Here is a 15,575-nt window from a genome sequence, read left to right as displayed (position 1 = left end):
CTTACCACGTGTGGATACCCGATGCTCGCCAACAAAACTCTCGCCATCGCTTTGTGTGTACTGATCAGCGGTTGCAGCCTTTTCGAGAAATCTGAAAAGCCCGCGCCGAAAGCAGTGCCAATGCCGCCGCCGGCAGTGACTCAGGCCTGGTTGGATGTGTACGAGCCGAAGGTGCGTGAAGCGATCAAAGGTACCCATTTCGAGTTTGAGCGTCGGGAAAATCTGCTGGTGGTCACTGCGCCGGTGCAGGGCTCCTTCAACCCGGACCGTCCGCACATGATGCTGCCAGCCACCCTGGCCCCGCTGAGCCGCATGGCCAAGTTGCTGGAAAGTGATGAAACCATCGGGGTATTGATTCTCGGCCATGCTGACAGCAGCGGTGAAGTAAACGCCAACCGTGACCTTAGCCAGCAGCGCGCCCGTGCATTTACCTCGATTTTCCGCCTTAGCGGGCTCAAGCAGAACCGCTTAATGGTCAAAGGCCTGGGCTCGGACATGCCGCGTGCCGCCAACGACAGCCAACAAGGCCGTGCACTGAATCGCCGGGTGGAAATTCTCCTGACCTCGAAAGCTACCCTGAACGCGCTGATCGCCAAATACAGCCAGCCGGCAGCGGCTCCCGCCCCAGCTGTCGCGGCCAGTAAACCCGTGGCACACAAAAACGCCAAAACTGTCGCCAAGGCCGATAAGCCCGCCAGCAGCCAGTAAGGGCTGTGTCGCGGCGTGTTGCCGCAGATCAAGCCAAATAGAGCGCTCGCGGGTAAGCTAGGCACCATCTGTTCGAGAGGATGTGCCCATGACTCAAACCCTGGCTGATATGCGCCGTGACTACACCCGTGATGGCTTGAGCGAAACGCAGGCGCCGCTCGAGCCGTTTGCGTTATTTGAGCAGTGGTTTGCCGAGGCGGTGAAAACCGAGCAGGTACCGGTCGAACCCAATGCCATGACCCTGGCGACCGTTGATGCCGACGGTCGCCCGCACTGCCGGGTGCTGTTGCTCAAGGGGCTGGATGCGCGCGGCTTCACCTTCTTTAGTAACTACGACAGTGCCAAAGGCCAGCATCTGGCTGCCAACCCCTTTGCCGCCATGACCTTCTTTTGGCCCAGCCTGGAGCGTCAGGTGCGCATTGAGGGGCGTGTTGAGCGGGTCACGGCCGATGAGTGCGATGCTTACTTTCAGGTGCGTCCGCTGGGCAGCCGGTTAGGGGCCTGGGCTTCGCCGCAGAGCCGGGTGATCGCTGATCGAGCTGAGCTGGAAGCCCTGCTGGCCGAGACCGAACAACGCTTCCTGGATCGCGCGCCACATTGCCCGCCGCACTGGGGTGGCTATCGCCTACTGCCGGAGCGCATCGAGTTCTGGCAGGGTCGCTCCAGTCGTCTGCATGACCGCCTCAACTTCCGTTTGCAGGGCTCCAACTGGCTCCGCGAGCGCTTGGCTCCCTGAGTTCTCAGCAGTCGCCGGCGTATTCTCCGGCGGCTTGCTCAAGCCAGGCGGGTAGGTTACTGCGCGTGATACCGGCGGCCTGGGCTTCAGCTAGGCGAGTAAGCATATAGCTGCGTTTGGCTGCGCAGTCGCCCGCCAGTGATAACGCCAGGTCGCGGTCCATCCAGCGTTTGATTCGCACATACAGCCACCAGTGAAAGTACAGCCCAGCCACACTGGTGATGGCGACGATAAAGTAATCCATAAGTCCTCCAAGCCAAGTCTTAGCTTAGGCTGATTGGGTATTGAGGTTGCACGCGGCGTAGTGTCGCGCTAACGCTCTGCATCGCAGCTTGGGTAAAGATTTGCTGCATATTGGCGGGTGACAGCTAAGCTGCGCAGGCGGTTTAATGAACACCTGCCTAACTGGAGAAATGATCATGCGTAACCCTGTTCTGTTGGCCGCTTCGTTTGCCGTGCTGACCCTGTTGGGCGGCTGCGCCTCCAGCCTGACTGGTGACACCTACTCGCGTGATGAGGCGCGAACCGTTCAGACCGTGCGCATGGGCACCATCGAAGCACTGCGCCCAGTCAAGATCGAAGGCACCAAGACCCCAATCGGCGCCGGTGCCGGTGCGGTTATCGGCGGTGTCGCCGGTAGTGGTGTGGGCGGTGGTCGCGGCAGTGCCGTGGCGGCCGTGATCGGTGCAGTGGCCGGTGGTTTGCTCGGCGCGATGACCGAGGAAGGGCTGACCCGCACCCAAGGTGTGGAAATCACCGTCCGCGAGGACGACGGCAGCATGCGTGCGTATGTTCAGGCCGTTGAAGAAAATCAGGTTTTCCGCGTTGGCGAGCGCGTGCGCATCCTGACGGTAAATGGCACCAGCCGCGTTTCTCACTGAGTTTTGAAAAGGCCGGATCAGTGCTGACTGATCCGGTTTTTTATTGCCTTTTTTCTAGATAAACCAGATGGTTATCCGTGTTTTAAGGGATTTTCAGGCGACTTCGCGGAAAACGGAGTGTTTAGTAATAATTCTATCCATGACGGTTAGCCGATAGTTATGGATAATCGCGCTCGCTGTTGTCCCGGCAGGCGCTCGTAACGCCTCGGTGCAATACTTTTGTGTGAGTGCGGCTTCGGTCAGTGCTGTGGCGGGCCGCCAGTAAGCAGGTTAGGGAGTCAGCCGGGTACGGGAACGTGCTGGGTTCGTATTAAGGGGTTTTTCTATGACGCTTGCGCTGATCATCGCCTTGCCATTTCTCGGCATTTTTCTGCCATTACTGGCCGAGCGTCTGGGCCGTTCCGCCTGCGCAGCGGCAGCTGGGGTGGCGCCGCTTACGGCTTTGGTACTGCTGCTTTCGCAGCAGTCGGCGGTGTTCTCTGGCGAGCTGCTGAAGGTCAAGCTGGAGTGGTTACCGGCCCTGGGCCTGAATCTCAGCCTGCGTCTAGATGGTTTGGGCTTTCTGTTTGCCCTGCTGATTCTCGGCATTGGCCTGCTGGTCATTCTTTACGCGCGTTACTACCTCTCGAAGAAGGAGCCGATGGGGCGCTTCTTCGCCTTCCTTTTGCTGTTTATGGGCGCCATGCTCGGCGTGGTGCTGTCGGAAAACCTGCTGCTGATGCTGATGTTCTGGGAGCTGACCAGCCTGTCGTCGTTCCTGCTGATTGGTTTCTGGGGCGCCCGTTCGGATGCCCGCAAAGGCGCGCGCATGGCCTTGGCCGTGACCGGCGGTGGTGGTCTGGCGCTTTTTGCCGGGATTCTGCTGATCGGCCATATCGCCGGCAGTTTCGAGTTGTCCCAGGTGCTGGCGGCCGGTTATGCGATCCGCGCTCATGAGCTGTACCCGCTGGCGCTGATTCTGGTGCTGCTGGGCGTATTCACCAAGTCGGCGCAGTTCCCGTTCCATTTCTGGCTGCCCCATGCCATGGCCGCGCCGACGCCGGTGTCGGCGTATCTGCATTCGGCGACCATGGTCAAAGCCGGGGTGTTTCTCCTGGCGCGGCTGTATCCGGCGTTGGCAGGGTCGGAGTGGTGGTTCTACCTGGTCAGTATCACCGGCCTGGTGACCTTGCTGGTTGGTGCCGGGATGGCTCTGTTTCAGCATGACCTCAAGGGGCTGCTGGCCTATTCAACGATCAGCCACCTGGGCCTGATTACCTTGCTGTTCGGCCTCGATACCCGCTTGGCCGCTGTGGCAGCGGTGTTCCATATCATCAACCACGCCACCTTCAAGGCCTCGCTGTTTATGGCGGCAGGGATCATCGACCACGAAACCGGTAGCCGCGATATGCGGCGCATCAACGGTATGTGGAAGTACATGCCGCACACGGCGGTTCTGGCGATGGTGGCAGCCTCGGCGATGGCCGGGGTGCCGTTGCTCAATGGCTTCTTGAGCAAGGAGATGTTCTTTACCGAAACGCTCAATCAGCACCTGCTGGGCAGCTTCAACTGGGTAATTCCGGCGGCGGCCACATTGGCCGGGGTGTTCTCGGTGGCCTATTCGCTGCGCTTTATCCACGACGTGTTCTTCAACGGCGAGCCGGTCGACCTGCCGCATTACCCGCCGCATGAACCGCCGCGCTACATGAAAGTGCCGGTGGAGATTCTGGTGTTCCTCTGCCTGCTGGTGGGGATTATTCCGGCCTATACCGTGGCACCGTTGCTGGCTGCTGCCGCTTCCGCCACCCTGGGCGGTGATGTGCCAAGTTACAGTCTGGCGATCTGGCATGGTTTCAACCTGCCGCTGCTGATGAGCTTTATTGCCTTGTTCGGCGGGATTTTGGTGTACGTGTTCCGCCAGCCGCTATTCCGTTGGTATGCCGGGCTGCCGAGTGTGGATGCCAAGTTGATCTTTGAGCGCGGCATACAGTTGCTGGTCAAGGCGTGCAGTGGCTTTACCCAATGGCTGGAGAATGCTTCGCTGCAGCGCTATCTGGCACTGTTGCTGGCGGCCGCCTTGTTGGTGGTGACTCAGGGGCTGAGCTCCTTGCCGCAGATCAGTGGGCCGGTGGCGATGACCGAGATTGACGGCATCACTGCTCTGGGGCTGGGCATCATGGCGTTTGCCGCGCTGGTAACGGTGGTGTTCCACCGGCAGCGTCTGGTTTCGTTGTTGATGCTTAGCGTGGTCGGTCTGATGGTGGCCTTGGCCTTCGCCCGCTATTCGGCGCCAGATTTGGCCCTGACCCAGCTCTCGGTCGAGGTGGTGACCATCATCCTGTTGATGCTCGCCTTGTTCTTCCTACCGGCGCAGACGCGCATCGAGTCCAGCAGCCTGCGCGGCCTGCGCGATTTCACCCTGGCGGTTGGCAGTGGGGTGATGGTGGCGATGCTGGTGTTCGCCGTGCTGACGCGGCCGTACGACAGCATTTCAGCGTTCTTCCTGGAGAACAGCGTACCGGGCGGCGGCGGCACCAACGTGGTCAACGTGATTCTGGTGGACTTCCGTGGCTTCGATACCCTCGGTGAGGTCACTGTGCTGGCGATTGCGGCCGTGGGCATCTTTGCGTTGCTTGATGGTTTGCGCCTGTTCCAACCCAAGGTCGATGCACAAGGCCGCAACTGGGCGCGGGACCGCCATCCGCTGATCCTCGCTACCTTGTCGCGGGTGCTACTGCCGATGGCGCTACTGGTCTCTGTATTTATCTTCCTGCGTGGCCACAACCTGCCCGGTGGCGGCTTTATTGCCGGTTTGGTGACGGCCGTGGCGCTGATCCTGCAATACGTCGCCAGCGGCGTGCAGTGGACGCAATCGCGCCTGCCATTGAACTACCAAGGCATGGCGGGTCTCGGCGTGATGATCGCCGGCCTGACGGGTTTGGGCAGCTGGCTGTTTGATCGGCCGTTCCTGACCTCCGCCTTCGGTCATTTCCATATCCCGCTGGTCGGAGAAATTGAGCTGGCTACCGCCCTGTTGTTTGACCTGGGCGTGTACCTGACGGTGGTAGGCGCGACCCTGCTGATTCTCGCCAACCTGGGCAAGTTGACCCAGGAAAAAGCTGTAGAAGAGGTGCTTTGAAATGGAAGCCATATTTGCCGCAACCTTGGGCCTCCTCACCGCCAGCGGTGTGTACTTGCTGCTGCGTGCGCGGACCTTTCCAGTGGTGCTGGGGCTGACGCTGATTTCCTACGCGGTCAACCTGTTCCTGTTTGCCATGGGCCGCTTGCAGGGCGGTGTGGTCACGGTGATTGGAAAGGGCAGTGCCTACGCGGACCCACTGCCGCAGGCGCTGGTGCTGACCGCCATCGTTATCGGCTTTGCCATGACGGCCTTCGTGGTGGTGCTGGCGCTGCGCAGCGTGGGCGAAACCCAGACAGACCATGTTGACGGCCAGGAGCCAGCACAATGAATCACGGCGTGATCCTGCCCATTCTGCTGCCGATGTTTGCCGGCAGCCTGTTGTTGCTCGGTGCGGGCTTGAGCCTGCGGGTCAAACGTAGCCTGTCGCTGGTGGCGACCCTGTTGCTGCTGCCATTGAGCGGCTATCTGCTCTGGCTGGCTGATCAGGACGTGCTGCAGGTCTATGCCGCCGGTAACTGGGCGGCGCCGTTTGGCATCATCCTGCTGCTCGATCGGCTGAGCGCCTTGTTGCTGGTGGTCACGGCGGTGCTGGGTAGCTTTGCTCTGTTGTATGCGGTGCGTGGCGACGATGAGCGCGGGCAGAGTTTTCATGCGCTGTTCCAGTTTCAGCTAATGGGTATCAACGGCGCCTTCCTCACCGGTGATCTGTTCAACCTGTTCGTGTTCTTCGAAATTCTGCTGATCGCCTCCTATGCGCTGCTGGTGCATGGCGGTGGGGCAGAACGGGTTCGCGCGGGGCTGCATTACGTGGTGCTGAACCTGGTGGGCTCGGCGTTCTTCCTGCTCGCCGTGGGCGTGCTGTATGGCATCACCGGCACCCTGAATATGGCTGATATGGCCATTCGCGTGGCGGCTGCCGGGCCGGATGATGCGGCGCTGCTGGGCGCTGCCGGCTTGCTGCTACTGGTGGTATTCGGCCTCAAAGCGGCGTTTCTGCCGCTGTATTTTTGGCTGCCCAAGGCTTATGCCTCGGCCACTGCGCCAGTCGCGGCGCTGTTTGCGATCATGACTAAGGTCGGCCTGTATTCGATCATCCGCGTGTACACACTGATCTTTGGTGATGAAGCCGGCAGCCTGGCCAATATGGCCAACGACTGGCTCTGGCCGATTGCCCTGCTGACCCTGGCACTGGGTGTGATCGGTGCACTGGCAGCCGTTAGCTTGCAGGGGCTCCTGGCGTATCTGGTGGTGGTGTCGGTGGGCACTTTGCTCGCCGGCATTGCCATCGGCACTGAGCAAGCCCTGGCCGCAGCCCTTTATTACCTGGTGCACAGCACCTGGGTGGCCGGTGGGCTGTTCCTGCTGGCGGATCTGATTGCCCGTCAGCGCGGCGATAAGCTGGCGCTGCTGGTGCAAGGTCCCGCGCTGCAGAACCCGCACCTGCTCGGCGGCCTGTTCTTCTTCGGCGCGATTGCCGTGGCCGGCCTGCCGCCGCTGTCCGGGTTTATTGGCAAGCTGCTGTTGCTGCGCTCGCTGGAGCCGGGTGTGCAGGCGCTCATGCTGTGGCCCGTGGTGCTGGGTGGCGGCCTGCTGACCCTGGTGGCCCTGAGTCGTGCCGGTAGCATGCTGTTCTGGCGTGTCGGCTTGAGCCAGCTGGACAGTGCCGAGCTGGATTACGGCCGGCTGTCAGCCTGCGCTGGTTTGCTGCTGCTCAGCCTGGTGCTGATGGTTGGTGCCGCGCCGCTGCTGAGTTATGTCGAGGCTACCGCCAGCCAACTGCATGATTTGGCGCTGTACCGGCAAATCATCGAATCGGGAGCTGCACGATGAAAGCACGTCGCTGGTTACCCCATCCGCTGCTGAGCGTGTGCCTGCTGTTGGTCTGGCTGCTGCTGATGAATGACCTGAGCCTGGGGCACTGGCTACTCGGTGCGCTGCTCGGCTGGGCCATTCCGCTGTTGACCCAGGTGTTCTGGATCAACCCGCCACGGGTGCACAAACCGTTCAAGCTGTGCCTGTTTTTGCTGCGCATCCTCGGCGATATCATCACGGCCAATCTGCAGGTGGCCAAGCTGATCCTTGGATCGACCGCCAAGCTGCGCCCAGCCTTCGTGGAAATTCCCATGCTGCTGAAAGATGAACTGGCCCTGACCATGCTCACCAGCATTATTTCTCTGACCCCGGGCACGGTCTCTGCCGACCTCAGTGACGACCGCAAGATGCTCCTGGTGCACGGCCTGGATGTGCCGGACCCTGACGCCTTGGTCGCAGAAATCAAACAGCGTTACGAAGCCCCCCTGCTGGAGGTGTTCACATGCTCGCCTACGTGATCCCGCTGTGCCTGATGATCATTGGCGTGGCCCTGGTGCTGACCATGGCGCGCCTGATCATCGGCCCGGATTTGCCCGACCGCATCCTGGCCCTGGATACCCTGTATATCAACGCGATTGCCATGCTGGTGTTGCTCGGTATCTGGCTGGGATCGGACCTGTATTTTGAAGCCGCCCTGCTGATTGCGGTGATGGGCTTTATTGGCACAGTGGCAGTGGCCAAGTATTTGTTGCGCGGCGACATCATCGAGTAACAACGTTCTACGGAGACTGCTGAATGGATACCTGGATCGAAGCGCTGGTGGCGCTGTTTCTGCTGATCGGCAGCCTATTCGCCTTGATCGGTGCGATTGGTTTGTACCGCCTGCCGGACTTTTTTATGCGCCTGCACGGCCCGACCAAAGCCAGCACCCTGGGCGTGGGCGGCATGGTGATCGCTTCGCTGATCTACTTCAGCTTTCGCGGTGAGGGCGTCAGCCTGCATGAGCTGCTGATTGCCCTGTTTCTGTTTATCACCGCACCGGTCAGCGCCCATATGTTGGCCAAAGCCGCACTGCAGCAGAAGCTGCGGATCAGCGAGCAAACTCGCGGTAAGCCCTGGGAACAATAAGCCCACACAGTTCGCGGCGCTGACTGTATCTGTCGGCGTCGCGTATGCCTCTCTACACTGCAGCCTTTAGTCAGGGGCTTGGGTATGCAAGAGCGGGAAAGGGGCATCGCGATCATCTGCCTGGTGTTCGCCATGGCGCTGTGGGGTAGTTCCTTTATTGCGCTGAAACTGGCCTTTGTCGAATTGCCGCCGCTGTGGGTGATCTTCGGCCGTATGGCCCTGGGCAGCCTTGTATTTTTAATGGCCTGGCGCTGGCGTGGGCAGATGCAGTACCGCGCCGGTGACTGGAAGTACCTGCTCGGCCTGGCGGCCTGCGAACCCTGCCTGTATTTCCTCTTTGAAGCCCTGGCGCTGCAGCACACCAGCGCCGCGCAAGCGGGCATGGTCACGGCTTTGCTGCCGCTGCTGGTGGCGGTGGGGGCGTTTGTCTTCCTGCGTGAACGGATCAGTCGCATCACCCTGTCGGGGTTTCTGATCGCCCTGGTCGGCGCCGTATGGCTGAGCCTGGCCGGCAGCGCCGACGAGCACGCCAGTAACCCCATCCTCGGCAACTTCTACGAGCTGCTCGCGATGCTCTGCGCCATGGGTTACACCCTGTTGCTCAAGCACTTGTCATCGCGCTATTCGCCCTTTCTGCTTACTGCCATGGTGGCCTTTGTCGGCACTGTTTTCTTTCTGCCTTTGGCCTGGTTCAGCGCGCCGTTGCCGACCAGCGTCAGCCCCATGGGCCTGGGCGCGGTGGCCTATCTGGGCATTCTGGTCACCGTGGGCGCTTATGGGCTCTACAACTTCGGCGTCAGCCGCTTGCCGGCCAGCCAGGCCTCAGGTTTTACCAACCTGATCCCGGTGTTCACCTTGCTGTTCGCCATACTGTTATTGGGCGAAAGCCTGAATGGCATGCAGATGCTGGCAGCCGCCTTGGTGTTTGCCGGCGTGTTGTTGAGTCAGTGGCGAGGTGCGCGCGTGGTGCCCGCTGGTGTTCTGGATTAGGGGATAAGGTATGAGCGATTCAAGAAGCTGGGCGCGCGAAGCGATCCGTATCATCGAGGCGGATTTTCAGCGCAGCGCCGACACCCACCTGATACCCCTCTCGCTGCCGGGATTGCCCGGCGTCGAGCTTTATTTCAAGGACGAATCCAGCCACCCCACCGGCAGCCTCAAACACCGGCTGGCGCGATCGTTGTTTCTTTATGCGCTGTGTAACGGCTGGCTCAAACCCGGCGCACCGGTGATCGAGGCGTCCAGTGGTTCCACGGCAATTTCCGAGGCCTATTTCGCCCGCTTACTGGGGCTGCCGTTTATCGCGGTGATGCCGGCCAGCACCTCGAAGGAGAAGATCGCGCAGATCGCCTTCTACGGCGGTCAGAGCCATCTGGTGCAGGACCCGACGCAGATATACGCTGAGTCTGAGCGCCTGGCGCGTGAGACCGGCGGGCATTTTATGGATCAGTTCACCTACGCCGAGCGCGCCACCGACTGGCGCGCCAACAACAACATTGCCGAATCGATCTTCCAGCAGCTGCGCAGTGAACGTTTCCCTGAACCGAGCTGGCTGGTGTCCAGTCCCGGCACTGGCGGCACCTTGGCGACCCTAGGGCGCTATGTGCGTTATCGCCGCCACAACACCCAGGTGTTGTGCGCGGATGCCGAGCGTTCGGTGTTTTTCGATTACTACCGCACCGGTGATGCCAGCCTGTGCCTGAACCACGGTTCGCGGATCGAAGGTATTGGCCGGCCACGGGTCGAGGCGTCCTTTCTGCCGACGGTGATCGATGCCATGTGCAAGGTGCCGGATGCCTTGTCGTTGGCCGCCATGCATTACCTGGCGCAGCGCCTGGGTCGGAAAGTGGGTGGCTCCAGCGGCACTAACCTGATTGGCGCGTTACTTGTGGCGCAGCGGATGGTCGCGGCGGGGGAGTCCGGTTCGGTGGTGGCGATTCTCTGCGATGGCGGCGAGCGCTATGCCGACACCTACTACGACTTCGCCTGGCTCAGTGCTCAGGGGTTCGATTTGGCCGCGTTAATAACTGCTGTGGCGGACTGTGCCGAGCGTGGCATTCCTTTGCCTGCTGACCTGCCTACCGCCGGTCTGTAGCTTAAACCGGCGGGTGGTCTGAGTTGCGCCATGGGCTGATCAGTAACCAGCAGCGGCGTATCAGGCTTCTGCAATCCCGAGCATGTCGCGAATCAGCGCTTCGGCCACACGAATGCCATCCACCCCGGCTGAGAGAATGCCGCCGGCGTAACCCGCGCCTTCCCCGGCCGGGTATAGGCCGCGAACGTTGAGGCTTTGCATATCCGCGCCACGGGTAATGCGCAGCGGCGAGGAGGTGCGGGTTTCGATGCCGGTCAGTACCGCGTCATGTAGGTCGAAGCCTTTGATCTGCTTGCCGAAGGCCGGCAGCGCTTCGCGAATCGCTTCGATGGCAAAATCCGGCAGCGCCAGGGCCAGGTCGCCCAGCTTGATACCCGGCTTGTACGAGGGCTCAACACTACCCAGCGCGCTCGATGGTTTGCCCGCGATAAAGTCGCCAACTAGTTGCCCTGGCGCTTCGTAGGTGCTGCCGCCGAGCAGATAGGCCTGAGACTCCAAACGCTCCTGCAATTCCACACCGGCTAGTGGGCCGCCTGGGTAATCCTGCTCTGGAGTGATGCCGACGACGATGCCTGCGTTGGCGTTGCGTTCGTTGCGTGAGTACTGGCTCATGCCGTTGGTCACCACGCGGTTCGGCTCCGAGGTGGCCGCGACTACGGTGCCGCCAGGGCACATGCAGAAGCTGTAGACCGAGCGGCCGTTTTTGGCGTGGTGCACCAGTTTGTAGTCTGCAGCGCCGAGCTTGGGGTGGCCGGCGTATTTACCGAGGCGTGCGCGGTCGATCAGACCTTGCGGGTGCTCGATACGAAAGCCCACCGAAAACGGCTTGGCTTCCATAAAGACCTCGCGCTTATGCAGCATGCGGAAGGTGTCACGCGAGCTGTGGCCCAGGGCCAGGATCACCTGGCGGCTGAGAATCTGCTCGCCGCTGTCGAGCACCACGCCTTTGAGCTGGCCATCCTCGATCAGCACATCGCTGACGCGCTGCTGAAAGCGCACTTCGCCGCCAAGCGCTTTGATCTCTTCGCGCATGGTGGCGACCACGCCGGTGAGGCGGAAGGTGCCGATATGTGGCTTGCTGACGTAGAGAATTTCCTCTGGCGCGCCGGCTTTGACGAACTCCTGCAGCACCTTGCGCCCGTAATGTTTGGGGTCTTTGATCTGGCTGTACAGCTTGCCGTCGGAGAAGGTGCCGGCACCGCCTTCGCCGAATTGCACGTTGGACTCGGGGTTGAGCACGTTCTTGCGCCACAGGCCCCAGGTATCCTTGGTGCGCTGGCGCACTTCGGTGCCGCGTTCCAGCACGATGGGTTTGAGTCCTGCCTGGGCCAGAATCAGCGCGGCGAAAATCCCGCACGGGCCAAAGCCGACTACCAGCGGACGCTCTGCGAGGTTCTCGGGCGCCATGCCGACTGGTTTGTAGGCGGTATCCGGGGTGATGCTGATATGCCGGTCATCGCTGAACGTGGCCAGCAGCGCCGCTTCATCGCGCAGCTCGCAGTCGATGGTGTAGATGAAGTGCATTTCAGTGGATTTCTTGCGCGCGTCGTAGCTGCGCTTGAACAAGGTGAAGTCGAGCAGCTCGCTGTCGGCAATCCCGAGTCGCTGGACGATGGCCGGGCGCAGGGCCTCGTCGGGATGGTCGAGGGGCAGCTTGAGTTCGGTGATACGAAGCATGAGGGACGATCCACTTTCAGGGCCGGAGGCAACCCGGCAGCTTTTAAAAGGCGGCGATTATACGCCTGATCAGTGGTTAAAGGCCGCTGCCGATAAACGGCAGCGGCCCGTCATGGGGCGCGCTCAACCCATAGTGCTAGCGCACCTCAGGCTTTACCCAAGCCAGCATCACGTCGAGCATGCGGTTGGCGAAGGCCCACTCGTTGTCATACCAGGCCAAGACCTTGACCAGGTCGCCCTGCACGCGGGTGTGGCTGAGGTCGACCACGCAGGACACCGGGTAGCCGTTGAAGTCGCTGGACACCAGTGCCAGCTCGTTGCACTCCATCACCCCAGGCGGCAATTGCAAAGCGCCGGCCTTTAGCGCGGCGTTGATCGCTTCACGGCTGGTCGGGCGTTCGCTGGTAAAAGTCAGGTCGACCAGCGACACGTTGGGCGTTGGTACGCGTATCGACAGTCCATCCAGGCGGCCGATCAGCTCCGGCATGACCAGGCCGATGGCTTTGGCCGCACCGGTGCTGGTGGGGATCATCGACAGCGCGGCGGCGCGGGCGCGGTAGAGGTCGCTGTGGGTCTTGTCCAGCAGGTTCTGGTCATTGGTGTAAGAGTGAATGGTGTTGACCAGCCCCTGACGAATGCCCACGGCTTCGTGCAGCACCTTGGCCATCGGCGCCAGGCAATTGGTGGTACAGGAAGCGTTAGATACGATCTTTTGATCGCCCAGCAGTTGGTGGTTGACGCCGTAGACCACGGTCAGGTCGGCGCTGTCCAGTGGGTGCGAGAGCAGCACGCGCGGGCTGCCGGCGCTGATGTGCTGTTCGACCTGTTCACGCTTTTTCAGTTTGCCGGTGCATTCGAGCACCAGATCCACCGCATGCTCACGCCAGGGCAGGTTGGTCACTTCGCGCTCACGCAGCAGCTGGATCGGGTGGCCATTTACCAGCAAGGTATCGCCGTCCAGGCTGATCTCCCCAGGAAAGCGGCCGAAGGTGGAGTCGAAGCGGGTGAGGTGGGCGAGGGTGCTTTGCTCACCCAGGTCATTGATCGCGGTGAGGTGGATCTGCTGCTCCAGTTTGCGCTCGAACAACGCGCGTACCAGGCAGCGACCGATACGTCCATATCCATTGATAGCAATGCGCAGCATAACGATATCCCTTTGGCTGTCTTCACTTGCAGCTTAGGCCAATCGTCTGCCGCTCGGCTGATCTATCTCAGCTATCTGATTGCTAATCGTTGCGCGCGCCGCCCAGGTAGGCACAGCCCCGCAGGACTTCACCATTAAGGCGTAGCTCGGCGCTCAGGTGTTGCACCGCGCCACTCATGCCGTCGACGCAGCGCTGGCGGGCAACCCACAAATCAAGGCGTTGGCCGTTGGCTTCGCTGCTCAGGTTGAGGCGTCCTTCGGGCAATTGCTCTTCCAGGTACGGCAGCGCCTGTGGCTCCTGACCTGGGCGATTGAGGATCAGACCTTGATTGCTTACCGCGATATTCCAGTCCGGCTCGTGGCCGCTGGCACGCAGGAGGGTGCGGGCGAAGTTGATGTCTGTGCAGCCATGGCCTTCAGCCTGTACGCGGTACACCTGGCTCGGCACGAACTGACCATCGACACCTTTCTGCGCATTGGCCTGCAGTTGGCCGCGCATATCGACATACAGCGTGGCGTGGCCGTCAGCGAACAGCGTGCTGGCATCGCTGCTCAGCTCGGCGGCGCTGTCTTCCTTGAGGATAAATTGACGTTGTTCCTGGCAGGGGCGAAACAGCAACTGGCCCGCGTTCAGGCTGAGCTCGCCCTGCATGCGCGTCTGCTCGATAACCGGCTCGGCGGGTTTATCGGTAAACACCTGGCAGCTGGCGAGCAGTGGCAACAAGGCAAAGCAAAAAGGGCGGCTAAAACGCATCGTGGCACTCCTGAAAAGTGCGCTCACGTTACCTAGGCCCCTGGCGTATCACAAGGGCATGCCGCCGCTGGTGACGGCATATTCAACCGCGTTGGGCACAGCAGCCAGGGCGGCAAAGCCTGCTGACGGACGTGCCCTAAGGGTTAGGCATCAGTCTTGATGGTCGTGGTTGGGCCATTGGTCTTGACCGACTCAATACCGCCCTCACGGCTGGCTGCAGCCTTATACATCTGGCTGGTGCCAATCACCTGATGGTTGGCCGCCTTGAGGTTGAAGTAGAAACGCCCATCCTTGCGCTCGTAACGCTCATCGGCGGGCGAGTTCTTCTGCACCGAAGCAATGCCACCTTCGGCAGCTGCGCGAGTTTCGTATTGTTCACTGCGCAAAATCACCTCGGCATTGCCTGCCTTCAACACGAAAAAGAACTGGCCTTTATCGTTCTTCGAAAGTTCATACCAACCAGCCATGGCGGCCTCCATCAAATAAAAAGGGAAGGGGTAGAACAGCGATCAACGCAACCACACGTGCGTGATCGACGGGCAAAAGCATAGCAAGGGCGCATACCGATGCGAGTGGTGCACGCAGTGCGACATTGGTCGGGAGAAAATCTGAGTTATGCGCCGCTAATATCCGACTCCGCTCTATTAACGAATGCGAGTGTTCAAAGGGCTTCGCTGCGTGCCATGTGCCCACAGGAGCCGTATAGAAAGAGGTCATAGTGTTGGCCAGTAGAAACCAGCGCTGCATGGCTAAACAAGGCCACACCTGCGCCGCAGGGGAAGCGCGAACAGACGACCGGAGCAGGTCGTATTTTCTGTTCTGATAAGTGCTGCAGGTGGGTAGTTAGGGGGCGGCGAGGCAACCGACTGGTACTCAGCCAACTAGCGTCACCGTGCAGCATATGCGGAGGAGGTGAACCGATTGCTGGCTTATGGTTCAGGCGTGCCAGTGTCCTGATTACCGCGCACAAGATCCATCCGTGCTGTAGCTGCCAGTGCACGATACTTGAGGCGAAATTCATCGAGACTGGATTCTTCTATATCTTCTAGATCGAGCAGTGCGTTATTCGCCCCTTGGGTGGCACGAATAAGCTCATCAAGCTTGATCTAAATAGCTTCTGTGTCACGGTTTTGGGTGTTCTGTATCAGAAAGACCATCAGAAAGGTGATGATCGTCGTGCTGGTATTGATCACCAACTGCCATGTATCGCTGAATTCAAACAGCGGTCCGGTAATCAGCCAGATAACAATCAAAGCCACCGCAAACGTAAAGACGCGCGGGCGCCCGCAGAAATGAGCGGATCCCTTGGCAAAGCGGGAGTACCAGGATGTGTTGGCCATACGAGGGAGTGCTCCAGAAATGACCTGACGTTTGGTATACGGGGTGGGTGTTAGCCCAATGTCATCAACCTAAGCTGCAGCCCTGCCCAAGGCAAGCCCCCGAAGCAGCCAGCCGCCATGGCCGTCGGGCGATGACCAGGCCTCTGCCGCTCCATCAGGCGGTCTAGCTGGGCTGGCGG

The 15,575-nt window shown here is 60.6% G+C and carries 16 protein-coding genes and 1 pseudogene; 11 read left to right on the top strand and 6 right to left on the bottom strand.

The window, feature by feature from the left end; translation table 11 throughout:
- Positions 1–21 precede the first annotated feature (21 nt).
- Together HBN63_RS00085 and pdxH are read left to right on the top strand one after the other, a co-directional pair.
- Positions 22–708, top strand: a complete 687-nt coding sequence (locus HBN63_RS00085; protein ID WP_170047951.1) for an OmpA family protein — start codon at positions 22–24, stop codon at positions 706–708.
- Positions 709–796: 88 nt separating this feature from the next.
- Complete coding sequence (gene pdxH, locus HBN63_RS00080; RefSeq protein WP_170047950.1) at positions 797–1,444, top strand: pyridoxamine 5'-phosphate oxidase; 648 nt, start codon at positions 797–799, stop codon at positions 1,442–1,444.
- A gap of 4 nt (positions 1,445–1,448) precedes the next feature.
- On the opposite strand, the gene HBN63_RS00075 is transcribed toward pdxH, so the two are convergent.
- Entirely contained in the window at positions 1,449–1,688 is a 240-nt protein-coding gene (locus tag HBN63_RS00075) for a hypothetical protein (RefSeq protein WP_170047949.1), read from the bottom strand.
- 175 nt (positions 1,689–1,863) lie between these two features.
- On the opposite strand from HBN63_RS00075, the gene HBN63_RS00070 reads away from it, so the two are divergent.
- From HBN63_RS00070 to HBN63_RS00030, 9 genes are all read left to right on the top strand, one after another.
- Positions 1,864–2,325, top strand: a complete 462-nt coding sequence (locus tag HBN63_RS00070) for a glycine zipper domain-containing protein (RefSeq protein WP_090254068.1) — start codon at positions 1,864–1,866, stop codon at positions 2,323–2,325.
- 325 nt (positions 2,326–2,650) lie between these two features.
- On the top strand, positions 2,651–5,443 hold the full coding sequence (locus HBN63_RS00065; protein ID WP_170047948.1) for a monovalent cation/H+ antiporter subunit A: 2,793 nt from the start codon (positions 2,651–2,653) through the stop codon (positions 5,441–5,443).
- Between the two features lies 1 nt (position 5,444).
- Positions 5,445–5,774: a Na+/H+ antiporter subunit C gene (locus HBN63_RS00060; protein ID WP_090252436.1), complete on the top strand. Its 330-nt coding sequence runs from the start codon at positions 5,445–5,447 to the stop codon at positions 5,772–5,774.
- Entirely contained in the window at positions 5,771–7,276 is a 1,506-nt protein-coding gene (locus HBN63_RS00055) for a monovalent cation/H+ antiporter subunit D (RefSeq protein ID WP_170047947.1), read from the top strand. The genes HBN63_RS00060 and HBN63_RS00055 overlap by 4 nt, the downstream gene beginning before the upstream one ends.
- Positions 7,273–7,776 (top strand): Na+/H+ antiporter subunit E, encoded by a 504-nt coding sequence (locus HBN63_RS00050; RefSeq protein WP_170047946.1) that lies wholly within the window; start codon positions 7,273–7,275, stop codon positions 7,774–7,776. The genes HBN63_RS00055 and HBN63_RS00050 overlap by 4 nt, the downstream gene beginning before the upstream one ends.
- Entirely contained in the window at positions 7,761–8,030 is a 270-nt protein-coding gene (locus tag HBN63_RS00045) for a K+/H+ antiporter subunit F (protein ID WP_090252444.1), read from the top strand. The genes HBN63_RS00050 and HBN63_RS00045 overlap by 16 nt, the downstream gene beginning before the upstream one ends.
- Before the next feature lie 23 nt (positions 8,031–8,053).
- Positions 8,054–8,386 carry a Na+/H+ antiporter subunit G gene (locus HBN63_RS00040; protein ID WP_160087741.1) on the top strand — a complete coding sequence of 111 codons (333 nt, stop codon included), beginning with the start codon at positions 8,054–8,056 and terminating at the stop codon, positions 8,384–8,386.
- Between the two features lie 84 nt (positions 8,387–8,470).
- Positions 8,471–9,376, top strand: a complete 906-nt coding sequence (locus HBN63_RS00035) for a DMT family transporter (RefSeq protein WP_170047945.1) — start codon at positions 8,471–8,473, stop codon at positions 9,374–9,376.
- A 10-nt stretch (positions 9,377–9,386) separates the two neighbouring features.
- Positions 9,387–10,481, top strand: coding sequence for a PLP-dependent cysteine synthase family protein (locus HBN63_RS00030; RefSeq protein ID WP_170047944.1), 1,095 nt, complete (start codon positions 9,387–9,389; stop codon positions 10,479–10,481).
- 60 nt (positions 10,482–10,541) lie between these two features.
- Here the strand turns inward: HBN63_RS00030 and HBN63_RS00025 are convergent, their stop codons facing one another.
- The 5 genes and pseudogenes from HBN63_RS00025 to HBN63_RS00005 form a co-directional block, all read right to left on the bottom strand.
- Positions 10,542–12,158: an NAD(P)/FAD-dependent oxidoreductase gene (locus HBN63_RS00025; protein WP_170047943.1), complete on the bottom strand. Its 1,617-nt coding sequence runs from the start codon at positions 12,156–12,158 to the stop codon at positions 10,542–10,544.
- A 136-nt stretch (positions 12,159–12,294) separates the two neighbouring features.
- Positions 12,295–13,302 (bottom strand): type I glyceraldehyde-3-phosphate dehydrogenase, encoded by a 1,008-nt coding sequence (gene gap, locus HBN63_RS00020; RefSeq protein WP_170047942.1) that lies wholly within the window; start codon positions 13,300–13,302, stop codon positions 12,295–12,297.
- Positions 13,303–13,384: 82 nt separating this feature from the next.
- Positions 13,385–14,056, bottom strand: a complete 672-nt coding sequence (locus HBN63_RS00015; protein ID WP_170047941.1) for a hypothetical protein — start codon at positions 14,054–14,056, stop codon at positions 13,385–13,387.
- Between the two features lie 143 nt (positions 14,057–14,199).
- Positions 14,200–14,523 carry a YegP family protein gene (locus HBN63_RS00010; protein ID WP_170047940.1) on the bottom strand — a complete coding sequence of 108 codons (324 nt, stop codon included), beginning with the start codon at positions 14,521–14,523 and terminating at the stop codon, positions 14,200–14,202.
- A 462-nt stretch (positions 14,524–14,985) separates the two neighbouring features.
- Positions 14,986–15,396, bottom strand: a pseudogene (locus HBN63_RS00005) (low affinity iron permease family protein).
- Positions 15,397–15,575 lie beyond the last annotated feature (179 nt).

The sequence above is a fragment of the Pseudomonas sp. WS 5011 genome (genome assembly GCF_012985775.1).
In the GTDB taxonomy this organism is placed as follows: Bacteria; Pseudomonadota; Gammaproteobacteria; order Pseudomonadales; family Pseudomonadaceae; genus Aquipseudomonas; species Aquipseudomonas peli.
This window is presented reverse-complemented; position numbering and strand designations above follow the sequence as displayed.

Coding starts and splice junctions, on each gene's coding strand:
- HBN63_RS00055 (WP_170047947.1), top strand. CDS start 5,771: ATGAATCACGGCGTGATCCTGCCCATTCTGCTGCCGATGTTTGCCGGC.
- pdxH (WP_170047950.1), top strand. CDS start 797: ATGACTCAAACCCTGGCTGATATGCGCCGTGACTACACCCGTGATGGC.
- HBN63_RS00075 (WP_170047949.1), bottom strand. CDS start 1,688: ATGGATTACTTTATCGTCGCCATCACCAGTGTGGCTGGGCTGTACTTT.
- HBN63_RS00060 (WP_090252436.1), top strand. CDS start 5,445: ATGGAAGCCATATTTGCCGCAACCTTGGGCCTCCTCACCGCCAGCGGT.
- HBN63_RS00065 (WP_170047948.1), top strand. CDS start 2,651: ATGACGCTTGCGCTGATCATCGCCTTGCCATTTCTCGGCATTTTTCTG.
- HBN63_RS00050 (WP_170047946.1), top strand. CDS start 7,273: ATGAAAGCACGTCGCTGGTTACCCCATCCGCTGCTGAGCGTGTGCCTG.
- HBN63_RS00025 (WP_170047943.1), bottom strand. CDS start 12,158: ATGCTTCGTATCACCGAACTCAAGCTGCCCCTCGACCATCCCGACGAG.
- HBN63_RS00085 (WP_170047951.1), top strand. CDS start 22: ATGCTCGCCAACAAAACTCTCGCCATCGCTTTGTGTGTACTGATCAGC.
- HBN63_RS00010 (WP_170047940.1), bottom strand. CDS start 14,523: ATGGCTGGTTGGTATGAACTTTCGAAGAACGATAAAGGCCAGTTCTTT.
- HBN63_RS00040 (WP_160087741.1), top strand. CDS start 8,054: ATGGATACCTGGATCGAAGCGCTGGTGGCGCTGTTTCTGCTGATCGGC.
- gap (WP_170047942.1), bottom strand. CDS start 13,302: ATGCTGCGCATTGCTATCAATGGATATGGACGTATCGGTCGCTGCCTG.
- HBN63_RS00030 (WP_170047944.1), top strand. CDS start 9,387: ATGAGCGATTCAAGAAGCTGGGCGCGCGAAGCGATCCGTATCATCGAG.
- HBN63_RS00045 (WP_090252444.1), top strand. CDS start 7,761: ATGCTCGCCTACGTGATCCCGCTGTGCCTGATGATCATTGGCGTGGCC.
- HBN63_RS00015 (WP_170047941.1), bottom strand. CDS start 14,056: ATGCGTTTTAGCCGCCCTTTTTGCTTTGCCTTGTTGCCACTGCTCGCC.
- HBN63_RS00035 (WP_170047945.1), top strand. CDS start 8,471: ATGCAAGAGCGGGAAAGGGGCATCGCGATCATCTGCCTGGTGTTCGCC.
- HBN63_RS00070 (WP_090254068.1), top strand. CDS start 1,864: ATGCGTAACCCTGTTCTGTTGGCCGCTTCGTTTGCCGTGCTGACCCTG.